Origin of the sequence: Desulfovibrio sp., assembly GCA_016208105.1 — a bacterium.
GTDB lineage: Bacteria > Desulfobacterota > Desulfovibrionia > Desulfovibrionales > Desulfovibrionaceae > Fundidesulfovibrio.
On the sequence record JACQYS010000017.1, the window covers coordinates 52206 to 67172 of the forward strand.

General features: G+C 59.8%; 11 protein-coding genes. 3 read left to right on the top strand and 8 right to left on the bottom strand.

Annotation, left to right across the window (positions count from 1 at the left end; all coding sequences use genetic code 11):
• Position 1: 1 nt before the first annotated feature.
• The 3 genes from HY795_08990 to HY795_09000 are packed head-to-tail and all read right to left on the bottom strand — an operon-like array spanning position 2 to position 3193.
• Positions 2-877 carry a branched-chain amino acid ABC transporter permease gene (locus tag HY795_08990; protein MBI4805357.1) on the bottom strand — a complete coding sequence of 292 codons (876 nt, stop codon included), beginning with the start codon at positions 875-877 and terminating at the stop codon, positions 2-4.
• A gap of 35 nt (positions 878-912) precedes the next feature.
• Complete coding sequence (locus tag HY795_08995; protein ID MBI4805358.1) at positions 913-2055, bottom strand: ABC transporter substrate-binding protein; 1143 nt, start codon at positions 2053-2055, stop codon at positions 913-915.
• Between the two features lie 4 nt (positions 2056-2059).
• Entirely contained in the window at positions 2060-3193 is a 1134-nt protein-coding gene (locus tag HY795_09000) for an ABC transporter substrate-binding protein (GenBank protein ID MBI4805359.1), read from the bottom strand.
• A 347-nt stretch (positions 3194-3540) separates the two neighbouring features.
• Between HY795_09000 and HY795_09005 the strand changes: the two genes are divergently transcribed.
• Positions 3541-4617, top strand: coding sequence for an FUSC family protein (locus HY795_09005; GenBank protein ID MBI4805360.1), 1077 nt, complete (start codon positions 3541-3543; stop codon positions 4615-4617).
• A gap of 180 nt (positions 4618-4797) precedes the next feature.
• Here HY795_09005 and HY795_09010 read toward each other — a convergent pair whose 3' ends face one another.
• Genes HY795_09010 through HY795_09020 form a run of 3 tightly spaced genes read right to left on the bottom strand, consistent with a single transcriptional unit; the run spans position 4798 to position 9681 of the window.
• Positions 4798-7920 (bottom strand): efflux RND transporter permease subunit, encoded by a 3123-nt coding sequence (locus HY795_09010; GenBank protein ID MBI4805361.1) that lies wholly within the window; start codon positions 7918-7920, stop codon positions 4798-4800.
• Positions 7917-9047, bottom strand: coding sequence for an efflux RND transporter periplasmic adaptor subunit (locus HY795_09015; GenBank protein MBI4805362.1), 1131 nt, complete (start codon positions 9045-9047; stop codon positions 7917-7919). Before HY795_09015 ends, HY795_09010 begins: the two co-directional genes overlap by 4 nt.
• A complete protein-coding gene (locus tag HY795_09020; protein ID MBI4805363.1) occupies positions 9034-9681 on the bottom strand; it encodes a CerR family C-terminal domain-containing protein in 648 nt (215 codons plus the stop codon). The genes HY795_09015 and HY795_09020 overlap by 14 nt, the downstream gene beginning before the upstream one ends.
• 94 nt (positions 9682-9775) lie before the next feature.
• Between HY795_09020 and HY795_09025 the strand changes: the two genes are divergently transcribed.
• Complete coding sequence (locus HY795_09025; GenBank protein MBI4805364.1) at positions 9776-11194, top strand: DHA2 family efflux MFS transporter permease subunit; 1419 nt, start codon at positions 9776-9778, stop codon at positions 11192-11194.
• 63 nt (positions 11195-11257) lie between these two features.
• Entirely contained in the window at positions 11258-12793 is a 1536-nt protein-coding gene (locus tag HY795_09030; GenBank protein ID MBI4805365.1) for a hypothetical protein, read from the top strand.
• Positions 12794-12865: 72 nt separating this feature from the next.
• Here the strand turns inward: HY795_09030 and HY795_09035 are convergent, their stop codons facing one another.
• Entirely contained in the window at positions 12866-13522 is a 657-nt protein-coding gene (locus HY795_09035) for a hypothetical protein (GenBank protein MBI4805366.1), read from the bottom strand.
• A gap of 310 nt (positions 13523-13832) precedes the next feature.
• Positions 13833-14942 (bottom strand): hypothetical protein, encoded by a 1110-nt coding sequence (locus HY795_09040; protein MBI4805367.1) that lies wholly within the window; start codon positions 14940-14942, stop codon positions 13833-13835.
• Between the last annotated feature and the right edge of the window lie 25 nt (positions 14943-14967).

Below are 14967 nucleotides of genomic sequence, written 5' to 3' on the forward strand. Positions count from 1 at the left end.
GCTACACCCGATCCGACTTGGGGCCGCCGAAGAGACCGGTTGGCTTCACGAACAAGAGCACCAAGAGGACGATGAAGGCGAAGGCGTCCTTGTAGGCCGAGGAGATGAACCCAGCACCGAACGACTCCAGGACTCCGAGGATAAGGCCTCCTGCAGCCGCCCCGAAGGGATTTCCCAGCCCGCCCAGGATGCAGGCCGCGAAGCCCTTGAGTCCGAGCATCACCCCCACGTCGTACGAGGTCAGGGTGATGGGTGCGAGGATGGCTCCGCCCACGGCGCCGATGAATCCCGAGAGGCCGAATGAGAACATGGCCATGCGTTCCACGGATATCCCCATGAGCGCCGCGGCCTTGCGCTCGCAGGCGCAGGCCAGCATGGCCTTGCCGTGGATGGTTCGGCTGAAAAAGAGCTTGAGCGCCGCCAGAACCAGAAGCGTAATGAAGAGCACCCAGAGGCTCTGGGGCTGAACCGCCGCGCCCAGTATGGCCAGCGGCTTGGTGCCGGTGAAGGCAGGCAGGGCGAAGGTGTCTTTGCCCCAAATGAGCATCACTATCCCGCGCACCAATATGGATGCGCCAATGGTGATGATGACCAGGTTCACGGGAGCGGACCGGCTCACCGGGCGGATCACTGTCCGCTCAATGAGGCATCCTGCCAGGGCGCTTATCGCCACGGCCAAAAGAATGGCCAGGGGCAGCGGCGCGCCCGCTTTGAGGAAGACGACGGAAAGCATACCACCAAGCATCACGAACTCGCCTTGAGCGAAGTTGATGATGCCGGTGGTGTTGAAAATCATGGTGAAGCCAAGGGCCGTCAGCCCGTAGGTGGCCCCCACCGTGAGTCCCGACACCAGGTATTGCGGTGCGCCTGAAAGCATGTGCGAAAAAAGGGCCGGCTATCCCGGCCCATGAGTTACTTCAGTATTTTCCAGTTGCCGCCCTGCACGATGACCATCTCGAAGGCATTCTCATTCAGGCCGTTGTGGTCATTTTCCGCAAAGGAGAACACACCGCCGATGCCGGGGAACCCGGTGATCTTCTCCAGATTGGCCCGGATGGCCTCGGGTTTGGTGGAGCCGGCCATCTCAACGGCCTTGGCCACCAGTTTCAGCCCGTCCCATCCATGGCCGCCGAACGTGGAGACGTCGGCCTTGAATTTATCCTGGTACTGGCCGGTGTAGGCCATGAGCAAAGCCTTCTGGGGCTGGGAGTCGGGCAGTTGCGCGGCAACGATGAGATGCCCGGCGGGCAGCATGATCCCCTCGGAGGCTTCCCCGGCCAGCTCGATGAACTTCTTCGACGCCACACCGTGGCTCATGTACAGCGGGATCGTTATGCCAAGCTGCATGCGGTTGCGGGCCACCACGGCCGGGCCTGGGTTCGTGCCCCAGCAGATCACCGCGTCCGGAGCCGCGTCCTTTATCTTGGTGAGCTGGGCGGTCATGTCCGTGTCCTTGGGGCCGAACACCTCGTCCGCCACCAGGGTGAAGCCCTGGCCCGGGACCAGCTCCTTCAAAACTTCGCGCCCGGCCTGGCCGAAACCATCGGATACGGTCAGTATGGCGATCTTCTTGTAGCCCTTGGACTGGGCGTGTTTGAGGATACGGCCCACAGCGTGGCGGTCGGACGGGGCTACCTTGAATATCCAGGGATTGACCGGGCTCACGATCTTCTCGGCCGCGGACATGGAAACCATGGGCACCTGGGCGGCTGGAAACTTGTTCATGATGGCCAGGGTGGAGCCGGAGGTGGTGGGCCCGATCACGGCGCAGACCTGATCCTTCTTCAAAAGCTTCTCGGCAGCCAGCACGGCCTTGTTCACGTCGGACTCGTCGTCGTAAACGATGAGTTCTATGGGACGTCCCTGCACTCCGCCCTTGGCATTGATTTCTTCTTTCACCATTTCCAGGGTGTTCTTTTCCGGCTCGCCCAACACCGACGCCGGGCCAGTGACGGACACCACCGCCCCCACCTTGATGGGTTCGGCCGCGAAAGCTGGTCCATTCCAGAGGGCCAACAGGGCCAGGGCACTCAGTACGCGAAGCATCATGCGCATCCCCTTATTTGAGAAGGACGAATTTTCCACCCTCGATCTTCACCATGGCGAAACTGGACTCGGTGAGTCCGTTGTGGTCCTTGTCCGTGAAGGAGAAGACTCCGGTGGCGCTCTGGAAACCTTTGACCTTCTCCAGCCCATCGCGCAAGCCCTGAGGCGTCACAGCGCCGGAATTTTTTGCTGCTTCGTTCAAAAGCATCAGCGCGTCCCAGGCGTAGCCACCGAATGCGGACGGCACGGTGCCGAATTTTTTCGTATAGTCCCCGATGTATCCCATGAGAAGTGCCTTGAAGGGGCCCTCGGGCATCTGGGGAGCCACGATGAGCCAGCTGGCCGGCAACACCAGACCGTCGGCCGCATCCCCGGCCAGTTCGATGAATTTGTCAGCGGCCACGCCGTGGCTCATGTACAGCGGGGTCTTCATGCCAAGCTGCACCCTGTTGCGGGCCACCACGGCCGGACCAGGATTGGTGCCCCAGCAGATCACGGCCTGGGGACCGGTGGATCCGATCTTGGTGAGCTGGGGGGTCATGTCCGTGTCTTTGGGACCGTAGACCTCGTCGGCCACGAGTTCCATGCCGGCAGCGGGGATAAGCTCTTTGAGAACCTCGCGTCCGGCCTGACCGAAGCCGTCGGACACCGTGAGGATGGCGATCTTCTTGTAGCCCTGAGCCTTGGCGTGAGCGAGGATGTTGTTGACGGCCAGGCGGTCGGACTGGGCGGTCTTGAACACCCAGGGATTGACCGGACTGACGATCTTCTCAGCCGCAGCCATGGACACAAGCGGAACCTTGGCCTCGGCCACCTTTCCCAGGATGGCCAGGGTGTTGCCCGAGATGGAGGGGCCAAGCACCGCCACCACCTGGTCTTTCTTGATAAGCTTCTCAGCGGCCAGCACGGCCTTGTTCACGTCGGATTCGTCGTCGTAGACGATGACCTCGATCTTCTTTCCGCCAATGCCGCCTTTGGCGTTCATCTGGTCCTGAAGCAACATCAGGGTGTTCTTCTCAGGCTCGCCCAAAAACGAGGCCGGACCGGTGACGGAAACCACAGCACCAATCTTGACCTTTTCGGACGCCATTGAGGGGAGAACCGAAGACACCACGAGCATCAAGGCCGCAAGGGTACGCCAAGCCATATGACCAGCTCCTTCAAAGCGTTGCGGGTGGGTACGAAGAGAATATGACTAAATCGTCATTGTGTTCACCCCGGATACTGGTTGCCTGGTGATTGGTCAAGGGAACGCTAAGGCTTTGGCTGCGTTCCTGGTAAAAAATGTCCAAAAACAATATCATACCTTCATGGTATTGTTTAAAGAAAACCATATCACAATTCTGGCAACGCGAATGAAGATACGTTAGGTGCGCGCCTGCGCATCGATAGGCACCTGGGAAACCGCAACGGCGCGGCAAACGCTGAAAACCGTTTTCGGCCACCGGCAACAATGCTATGAACAGTCCATTCTCCTGAAAGGCGACACCAGATATGAAGCTTCCTAAGGCGAGTCCCTTGCACGTAAAGCACGCCGTCAAGACCGCGCTCGCGGCCGTAACCACCTACGCCCTGACTGTTCTTTTGGGACTCCCCCAGGGATATTGGGCGGTCATAAGCGTCATCATAGTCATGCAGACCAACCTCGGCGGCTCCTACCAGGCCGGGGTGAACAGAATAATCGGCACCGCCGTTGGTGCCGTGCTGGGCGCCGCAAGCGTGGCACTGTTCGGTTCCGGGGTTTTATCCCTGGGTCTCGGGGTTGGCCTCTCGATCTTTGTCTGCGCCTATTTCATCCATCTCCACGAATCTTTCCGCATGGCCGGGCTCACTGCCACCATCATCATCCTTCTCAGCCCCCTTGGGGGCACGTTCATGGACTATGCCGTGTACAGGTTCCTGGAAATCAGCATGGGTGTTGTGGTGGCCCTGGCCTTCTCCATGCTGGTCTGGCCTTCCCGGGCGGGCTGGCACCTGAAGAAGGGAGTGGTCCAGGTTCTGCACGACGAAGCGGCGCTCTATTCCATCTTGCTCTCCTGCCGCATCTCGCCAGACTGCGACCAGCAGGACGAAACCGCCGCGGTCCTGCAACTGGAGACCACCAGGGACAAAAACCACGATCTGTTGGAGGAAGCCAAGAAGGAGCCCTCGGGATTCTCAAAAAAGGACCACATCACCATTTCGCTCTACAACTTCACGGAGCGCATCGCCGAGCACCTGCTCTCCATGGAGCTGGCCGTACACCATGAGGATCTGGAGTCCCTGCACGGCATGGTAGCCAAGGAAATGGACATACTAGCCCAAACCACCATCACCGTGATGACACGGGTTGCCCTGGCCATCTCCCAGGACAGGGACCCAGGACCCATCGACGACCTCAAACGCGCGGTGGGCAACGCCGAGGACGCGTTAGGGCGCGTAAGAAAACAACATGTGCTCCCCACATACGACCTGGAGCCTGTCATGCGGTTCTTCAGCTATTACTATAATATGCGGGAGATCGCGGTAGAATTGACAGGAATGGCCGACCGGGCGGCTCTCCTGGATGAGGAAAGAGCCACTCATTCGTAGCAATACCTCTGGGAAGATCGTCTCCCTTCAGGCAGGGCTTTGTGCCGGGCGCTTTCGCACCCGCGCGCTCCCGCCTGGAACTCTCTTCCTGGTGAGAATCGGCTGCAAGCCGACCTCATGACAGGCCAGACACCATTGCCGGCAAGATCAGTCACACCATCGCCGCTTGAAGCCGTCGCTTCAATGCGACGAATGGGATGAGTCGGCGCCAGGGACCACCTCGCCGCTTCTGAAGCTCTTGCCGAGCCAGGTCTGGAAGCGGTCAAGGTACACGTAATAGACCGGGGTGAAATACAGGGTGAGCAGCTGCGAGACCATGAGCCCGCCCACCACGGCCAATCCAAGCGGCCTGCGGGCCTCGGCTCCCGCCCCGAACCCCATGGCGATGGGCAGGGTGCCCATGAGCGCGGCCATGGTGGTCATCATGATGGGTCTGAAACGCACCAGGCACCCCTGGAAAATGGCTTCGCCCGGAGTGAGGCTTTTGTCGCGTTGCGCTTCGATGGCGAAGTCGATCATCATGATGGCGTTTTTCTTCACGATGCCAATGAGCATGATGATTCCCACGAAACCGTAGATGTCCAGATCCATGCCAAAGAGCTTCAGCGTGGCCAGCGCTCCCACTCCCGCGGCCGGCAGGCCGGAGAGGATGGTCAGCGGATGGATGAAGGATTCATAGAGAATTCCAAGCACGATGTAGATGACCACAATCGAAAGGATGACCAGCACCGACATACCGGCCATTGAGGACTGGAAGGCCTGGGCCGTGCCTTCGAACTTGGTGGTGAACGACGCGGGCAGAACCTGGCGCGACACGTCCTCCACGGCCGCAACCGCCTGGCTGAGCGAGGTTCCCGGGCGCAGGTTGAAGGAAAGGGTCACCGAAGGCAGCTGTCCGGAGTGGTTCACCGAGAGCGGCCCAACGCTGAGCGTCCGCTTCACCAGCACGTCCAAGGGAACGAGTTTGCCAGTGGCGGATGAGCGTACGTAAAGACGCGACATGAGCGTGGGATCATCCCGGAACTTGGGCAGAAGCTCCATGATCACCTGGTAGGAGTTGTTGGGCGCGTAGATGGTGGACACCTGGCGCGTACCGTAGGAAGTGTACAGGGCGTCCTCTATCTGCTGCACGCTGATGCCCAAGGCCGAGGTCTTGTCGCGGTCGATCTCCAGGTACACCTGGGGGTTCTTCAGTTGCAGGTCGGAGTTGACGTCCTGGAGTATGGATACTTCCTTGAGCTTTTCCTCCAGTTCGAGCGAATACTTGAACAGGTCACCCGTATCCGGAGCCTGGAGGGTGTACTGGTAGAGGCCCTTGGTGAAGTTACCGCCCAGGCGAATCGAGGGGGGATTCTGCAAAAAGGCCATGATCCCGGGGACCTGGGCCAGTTTCGGCCTGAGCTTCTGGATGAGCTGGTCGGCACTGAGCGGCCTTTCGTGGCGGGGCTTCAACTTCATGAACATGCGTCCGGAGTTGAGCGTGGCCACGGGACCGCCCGCGCCCACCACGGACATGAACCCCTCGATATTTTCATCCTGGCCCACGATGTCCATGAGCCGCTTCTGCTTTTCAACCATGGCCGTGAAGCTGATTCCCTGTTCGGCCTCGGTGATCATGAGCACCTGGCCGATGTCCTCGCTGGGCAAAAAACCCTTGGGGATGGAGGAAAAAAGCCATCCAGTGACCACCAGCAGCGAAATCGAAAAAAGCATGGTGATGCGCCTGTGGGATATTACCCAACGGAGGCTTCTTTCATAGGCGTGGAGCACGGCTTCGAATCCACGTTCGATGAACATGTAGAGACGCCCGTGGCTTCCTCCGTGGAGAGGCTTCAGCCATTTGGAGCACAGCATGGGCGTGAGCGACAGGGAGACGAAGCCAGAGAACAGAATGGCAACGCATATGGTGACAGCGAATTCCTTAAACAGCCTGCCCACCACGCCGCCCATGAAAAGCACTGGGATGAACACCGCCGTGAGCGACAAGGTCATGGACAGGATGGTGAAACTGACTTCCTTGGCCCCTTCGTACGCGGCCTTGAGAGGCGATTTGCCCATCTCCATGTGCCGCACGATGTTCTCCAGCATGACGATGGCGTCGTCCACCACGAAGCCCACCGAGAGCGTGAGCGCCATAAGCGAGATGTTGTTCAGGCTGAATTTGAATTGGTACATGAGCGCGAAGGTGCCCATGAGCGACAGCGGCAGAGCCAATGAGGGAATGACCGTGGCCGAAAGATTCCGCAAAAACAGGAAGATGACCATGATAACCAGGGCCACTGTGAGGACCAGGGTGAACTTCACGTCCTCCACGGATTCCCTGATGGACACCGACCGGTCGATCATGACCTCCATGTTCACCGCTTCGGGAAGCTGGACCTTGAAGCCGGGCATGAGCTTCTTGACCGCATCCACCACGGCCACGGTATTGGTGCCGGGCTGGCGCATGATGGCCAGCACGAAGCCGGGTTCGCCGTTGTAGAAGTTGCGACGGCGGTCGTTCTCCACGGAATCGATGGCCCTGCCGATTTCGTTCAAGCGCACAGGAGAGCCGTTCCGGTAGGCCACGATGACCGGGCCGAAGTATTCGGCGCGCAAAAGCTGTCCCGAGGCCTGCACCGTATATTCGCGTTGCGGGCCGGACACCGTGCCCGTTGGCAGGTTGACGTTGGCCTGGCGTACGGCCGCGGCCATCTCGTCCACGCCGATGTCCCTGCTGGCCAGGGCGTCCGGGTCCAACTGCACGCGGACCGCATATTTCTGGGACCCGTACACCACCACCTGCGACACACCTGACACCATGGATATCCGCTGCGCCAGCAGGGTCTCCGCGTATTCGTTCAGGTCGGAGAGGCGCATGGTGGGCGAGGTGATGGCCAGGTAGAGAATGGGCTGGTCCGCCGGGTTCACCTTGCGGTATGTGGGCGGGGTGGTCATCTCCGGCGGGATGTCTTTTATGGCCAGAGCGATTGCCGAATTCACGTCCTGGGCCGCGGCGTCGATCTCGCGGGCAAGGTCGAACTGCAGGGTGATCTTGGTGAGTCCAAGCGTGGAGCTCGAGCTCATGGAGTCCAGACCGGCGATGGTGGAAAACTGCTTTTCGAGCGGGGTAGCAACTGAGGCGGCCATGGTCTCCGGGTTGGCCCCCGGGAAGGAGGCCGTCACCTGGATGGTGGGGAAATCGACGTTTGGCAGGTCGGACACTGGCAGTGAGATGTAGCCCATAACCCCGAAGATAAGGATGGCGCTCATGACCAGGGTGGTCATGACCGGGCGTTTGATGAAGCCGGAAGAGAGGCTCATGAGCTTTTGCCTTCCTGCGCCTGGGCCCCCTTGACCTCAACCGGGGAGTTCGGCGCCAGCCTGACGTGTCCGTCGGTGACCACTGTGTCGCCCTGGGCCAGTCCTTTGTTTATTATAGTCCGTGCGCCCACCACCCCCCCGGTTTCCACAAGCCTGAACTCGGCCGTGTTCTGCGGCGTGACCACGTAGACGAAATTGCCCTGAAGCCCGATCTGCACCGCGCTGTTGGGCACCGTGAGCACATTCTCCCTGGCGCTCAGGTTGAGCGCAACCTTGGCGAACTGGCCTGGCCACAAGCGCTTGTTCTCGTTCTTGAAAAGACCCTTGAGCTTGATGGTCCCCGTGGTTCTGTCCACGGCATTGTCCACTGACACCAGTTCTCCCTGCTCCGTCTTGGATTCGTCCGAACCCACAGAAGCCAGCACCTCCAAGGGAATTTTGCCCATGCGCGAGGCAATATCCGGCAAATGCTGCTCCGGCACGGAAAAGCTCACGTAGATGGGCTGTATCTGGTTAATCACCAGAAGGTTGCGGTCGTCGTTGGCCTTGATGACGTTGCCCACGTTGACCATTACCGTGCCCACCCTTCCCGCGAAGGGCGCCCGGATGACCGAATACTCCAACTGGAGCTTGGACTGCTCGATGGCCGCTTCCGACACCTTGATGGATGCGCGCAGGCTTTTGGCATCGGTATTGGCCTGATCGTACTGCTGCTGGCTGATCACGTCCTTGCGCTGCAGCCCGGTGTAGCGGGTCAGATCGTCCTCGGCCCTTTTGAGCAGGGCCAGGTCCTTTTCCAGTTTGCCCTGAGCATCCTTGAGTGCTGCCTGAAAGGGGCGGGAATCCAACATGAAGATCACGTCACCGGCCGCCACTTCCTGGCCGTCCCGCACCCGCTGTTCCACGATGAGCCCGCCAACCTGGGTTCTCACCGCAACGCTCTGGTAGGGTTCCACGTTCCCCACACCTGTGATGCGCACCGGGATACTGCCGGATTCCACCGTGGCCACGGAAATGGGCACGGGCCGCTTGGCCTGTCCCTTCGTGTTCTTGCCGTCCGAACACCCGCCCAACACCATCGAAAAGGCCAATATTGCGGCAACGAACACGCTCTTAATGCTCTTCATTGTTTCCTTCCTGGCGATATCCGAGAATGGCGGCAAGGCTGAACCGCAGAATATGATCTGTAAGAGAGTCGATGCCGGAGACGTCGCACTTCATATCCGGAAAAAGTGTCTCGATTATCGTGCGGGCCCGGGAGTAGTGCTGGCATTGCCCCACAACGGAGAGGGCGCAGAATCTGATGTCCTCTTCGCGCGCGCCATCACCCAAAAGCGCTCCCACAATGGCCATGAGCCGCTCCATGTTCGGCCTGATGGAAGAAAGCACCATATTGCCGAGCGCCGGGGTCGGGTCCGCCATTTCCCGGGCCATGAGCCGGGCATGCCAGAACGGACGCCCCTCCCCGAGGGTTCTGTTCAGGAACGACCGGATGAACGCGGCCAGAGCCTCTTCGGCCCGGGCTTGGCCATGAAGGCCTGATGAAGGAGGGAAGCGCCGCATTCCCTCTTGGAAGCAGTATTCCAAAAGGGCCTTGTACAGTTCTTTCTTGCCGCCGAAATGGTAGTGCACGGAAGCAACGTTGGTACCGGCCACGGCGCAGATGTCTCGAATCGTCCCGGACCTGAACCCTTTCTCGGAAAAAACCTCACCCGCAGCGTTTAACAGCCTCAGTTTGGTCTCTTCCTGATCAGGATGCATCCGTTCCCTCTCAAACAAATGTTTGAATCGGCTGTTTAGCCACATTGCCAGCAGCTGTCAAAAGGCGTATTGGCTAAGCCCCTGCGGATCTTTCATGACCGACCACACACCTGACAATCCATTCGCCGCCAAACCCTGGGCCTGCTTAGGCGTTGCCGCGACCGGGACCTTCATGGCCACCCTGGACGGAGGCATCGTCAACGTCGCCCTTCCGGTGATCGCGGACAGGTTCGGGGCGGACTTGCCCTTCGCCCAGTGGGCCATTTCCATCTATCTGCTTACCATCGCCTGTCTGCTTCCCGCCTTTGGCCGCCTGGGCGACATGAGCGGGCGCAGGACCAAGTACCGTCTGGGCTTCCTTCTCTTCGCGATCTCGTCTGCCCTGTGCGGAGCCGCCCCGGGCATGTGGTGGCTCATCGCGGGAAGAGCGATCCAGGCCATCGGCGCGGCGCTGCTTATGGCCAACGGCCCAGCCATCGTCATCATGAGCTTTCCCGGGCATCAGCGCGGACGGGCCCTGGGAATCATCGGCATGGTGGTTTCCCTTGGCTCGCTGGCTGGACCCGCATTGGGCGGCCTGCTGGTTAGCTGGCTGGGCTGGCCCTCCATCTTTTACGTCAACGTTCCCATCGGCATCCTTGGAGCCATTCTTGCCCATAAGATATTGCCCGACGACAAACGGGCGCCCGTGGGCACCTTCGATCTCTTCGGTGCAGTACAGTATGCCGTGGGCATGGTTTTCCTGCTTGTGGCCATCACCCACGGCGGACGCTGGGGATGGGCTTCCCCAGGCATCCTGGCGTGTGAATTCGTTGCCCTGGCCTCGATGGGACTTTTCCTGCGCCGCCAGGCTGTTGTGAAACACCCCATGGTGGATTTGGCCCTTTTCAGGATCCGCACGCTCGCCCTGGGGAACTTGGCCTCACTATTGGCCTTCATGGCCCTTTTGACCAATGCCGTGATGCTCCCCTTTTTCCTTGTTCGGGTTGGGAACCTGAGCGCTTACCAGGCCGGCCTGGTCATGGCCGCGCTGCCTCTGGTGATGGCCTTTGTGGCACCCATAAGCGGCTATTTTTCAGAAAAAATCAGCCACAGCCTTCTCACGGGGCTCGGCATGGCCATCACCGCCGCCGGCCTCTACTCCCAAACGCTGCTCACGGCATCCGCGGGCTTTGGGCGCTTCGCACTGGGCCAGGCGATATTGGGCCTGGGTTTTGGCATGTTCCTCTCTCCCAACAACAACGCCGTCCTGGGAAGCGCACCCACCGGCAAGAGCGGAGTGGCCGGGGCGCTCATGGCCCTGGTGCGCAACCTGGGGATGACCAGCGGCATCGCCATAGCAACCGCCATGTTCGAGGCCTATCGAAACAGGGCTCAGGCTTCAGGCTTGAGCGAACTGCTCAGCTTCAATGCAGGGTTCGATGCTGCCTTGGCCTTTGCAACCGGCCTGGCCCTGGCAGGTGTGGCCGTGAGCGTTGTCCGTGGCTGGCCATTCTCGTCCAAACCCCACTAGCCTTTTATTCCTGGCGAAATTGCTTTACGCTCATTAGGCCGCCAAGGCATCGGGAGACGCCACATGAGCCAAGACGACCCCGCCGCACGAATCACAGGCTATCTGCCTACCCTTCGCCGCCTCAAGGAAACTTCCTCCAGGCGCGAGGTGGTGGAACGCGAAATCCTCCTGGCCGTGCTTGCGGCGAACCGCGACAGGCTCTCCGAGATTCCCAACCAGGATGCTGACCAGCAGAACCTGGCAGCCACCATCGCTGTCCGAAGCGAACTCCAGCCGGCCCATGAGCACTACCAGGACTGGATCACCCAGTTCCTGGCTCTCCTCTACCAGTATGACGTCGCCGTTCGAACCGGTGCCAAGGATCAGGATAACACCCTGCTCGACCAGATTCTCAATCTGGAAACGCTTCTGTGCAAATGTTTGCAGGGGTACGTCATTTTCGCCGGAGTGGTGCGTGACGAATTCAATGACATGATCCTGGCTCGCTTCGGCGAGGCCGCGCTGGCTGACATAGACGAGATCACCCACGCCGGTTTCTCTGACGACCACTACTGGAAAGCCCTGCTCGACCGTTTTGTTTTTGGTTTCGTGAACAAGGGATATGTGGAAGCTCTTGAGAAAGAGCGCTTCAAGCTCAGCCGGGAGGGGTCGTTCGTGGCCGTGCGATTCCCTCTGGACGCATTGCTTGAGCAAATGCCCGGAACAGACAAGCAGATCGACAAGACCAGACTCCAGGCCGCATTCGAGGCCACAGGCGAAGACCCTCTTGCAATTAAGGCGGCAGCAGCCTTCTCCTTGCTGCTTGCCGGCCTTTCAAAACCCGTACTTCCGCCCAAGTCCGCCAAGACAGACTTCGACTTTCTGGGAAGGGTAGCCGCCATGGACCCCTCGTCCGGACGATTCGTTGAGGTATTCGTGGACGGACAACTCATGGACGACGAGGAAGGCTCAAGAGAGCCAGGCACTGACAGCCCCGCGCGCAAGGCCGCCCGCATAGAGGGGCGCAAGGAATTCCTGAAGAATCAGTTATTGGCTATGGCCGTGGGTGCAGCTCTCAGCATGGGGACGCTCCGTGAAGATCTGGGCAAGGCCCTTCAGGGCTTCACTCCCCGGGAACAAGAAATATTATTCGGGGTACTGGCCTCTTTCAACCCCTCCGACCTGCTTCTGGCCCACACGTTCATGCTTGAATACGCCCTGAGCAAATTCCTAACCGACAAACTGGCCGAAGAAGGCGCCAAGGTTCAAGTGAAGAGCCTGAAACAACGCCGGGCCTCCCAACAGGAAGTGGATGCGCTCGCAGTAACGGGATTAAACCGCATTCGTCAGAAGCTCTTTTTCGACCACGACCCCGCCTCCGCTGAATGGCTTTTGTTCAAGGCCAGAAACGGGCAGGAACTGGCCGAGGCAATGAAGCTCTCCAACATCGAACCCGTTTTGGCCCAGGCCCTTACTGTTTTGTGGACAAAAATGAATTTCAAGACCGAGGTGGTTGTTCTGGTCAACCTCTCGCTGATCGCCAAAACCACCCAGAATGTGCAGGGCAAGGTGGGCGAAATCCTCTCCAAACTTGGAGTGGTAAAAGCCGGGCAGGCTTAAGCCTTAAGGACATACTCGTCTATCATAAACCGCGAGCGCGCCATTGAGACGCGCTCGCGGCAAAAACGCCGCCTATTTGCGAACATCCAACTTCAGAAGCGTGCTCCCCTCGCGCAGGTATTTGAGCACATCGATTCCCACCTTGTCCTCCTGCTTCGGCGGCATGGCCCCGCTGCCGGGCGCCGTCACCTGGGCCTCGCCCGCAGGCAACAGCTGAGCCAGGTCTTCCGAAGCCAAATCCGCTTCGCGCTGGGTCAAGGAAAGAGAGGACGCCACCGGCAGATAGTAGAAGGCAAGCTTCATGCCCCCGGCCTGATCCTTTTTGAGCTTCACCCGCACCGGCCCCTTTTTCCAACGGATCACCGTGGAGTCTCCCTCAACGGCTTTCTTGCCGGGGCCGTAAATCTTGCGCAGTTCCGCCGTCAGCTCGTCGTACCCGGTCGCATCCTTCAGGCGCAGGTGCACGGCGTAGAGCTTGCCGCCTGACAGGCCGTAAAACACCGTGGGCTTGCCGAATCCCTTCATTTCGTAGTTTTCGCGAAGGCTTACGAAGTAGTCGATGCCGTCATCGGTTCGTATCTTCAAGAAGCCCTGGCGTTTGCTCACGTCCTCGCCCCAGGCCACGGTTCCGAATCCCTTGGTTATTGCCTGCGGAGCCGCGCCAAGGCACGGAACAGCATAAATCACCATCAGGGCAACCATCACCATCAAACGGGTCATTACGGCCACGCGTTCCTCCACTCATGCGGTATTTTTATTAAATAGCCGTACAGTACAATCCTGGCAAGCGCATGGCACCCGCCCGAGCCCGGAGCGATTCAATGAGCGAGGCAGCCTGCTCTTGCTGGATGGACTCGATCTCGCCGTAGCATACCTGAACTGAAGCAGTGCTCTGCTAGAGAGCCAATTCTCTTGATACGCTATGCAGGCAAGATAATAAAAAGCGCGGCCAATTGGGCACGCGCCAGGAGTGAAGTGCCGTTGCAAAACGGACTTCGTGCCGGGTTGCCATGTCCCCGGCGGTGGGAATCTCCATCGCTTAGCTCAGGCTCTTACCGCCAAGCATGGCCAGGGCAGATTCTTTTTCATCCGCCAGCCTGGTTGACACCGCCACACGCAAACGCCCGCGTCCGGCGAACTGCGCCATGCGCTGGGAGTAGACCTCCTCGATGAGGGCCTTGTCCGACTTGTCCTGCCCTTTACCTTGGAGCTTCTCCACGGCCTGGGTGAAGATTTCAGCCGCCCCGTTGGGCCCGTGCTGCACAGCGGTGCTCCAGAGGACCTCGCGCACTGCCTGGGAACGTTTGGAAACATCTTCGCCAGCCGAGAGGGTTATGGATTTCAGAGCGGGCTGGTAGTGGGTTTCACGAATGAATTCGTGCTGCAGGGCTTCAAAGCGTTTGGGGTTCTCCGCTGCAATGCGCTTCCATTCGTCGGCCATGGTGCCTTGGCGGCCTCCGGTGTTTGCCGGGCCCGACGTGGAAAGCCTCGAGGCCAGGTCCGGGGCCTTGGTATTCAAGTAGTCCATGAAACGGCCCATGGTGCCCACGCCCGAAGCGATCTGGTAGAGTCCGTAGGACGTGCCGCCCCGGCCGTCGTACCCTATGGCGTCGATGGCCCCACGGGATTCGTACGCTGCCGATAAAATTCCTATCCTGCCGTCGCCAGAGTATTTGGAATCGTCCTTGGCCAACGTGGCCTGACGTTTGGCTGCAAGGAATTTCGATTCCGCTGCCGCGGCCGCGAACAGCAGGTCTTCCTCGTCTTTTGTGAAGGCGGTGCCCAGGCCCCCCTTGCCTCCGGTACCAGGCAAATGCCCCAGGTCCTCAGGGTGGCGCGCGTTCTGGTTGACTGCCCCGCGCACCTCGTTGGAAGCAACCTTGCTCTTGGCTTCTGCACGAGGTTGAGCCTGGGCCTGCGTTTGAGACGGAAGATTGACGTTTAGTATGCCACCCGGGCCTCTGGTAGGCATGCCCGTAACCACCGACATGGGGTCCTTGCCCTTGCCCGCCAGGACATCCTGGCTTACACCCAGCTGGCTGGTGAGCATGGTCTTGAACGCGCCCTGGTCCTGGGACAGCTTGTTCGGTCCGAACCTGCTCAGTTCCGGCCTGGCCACGAGGGCAGCGGCTATTTTTTGCGGCGTCATTACCATGACGTAAACCCCTTTCGTC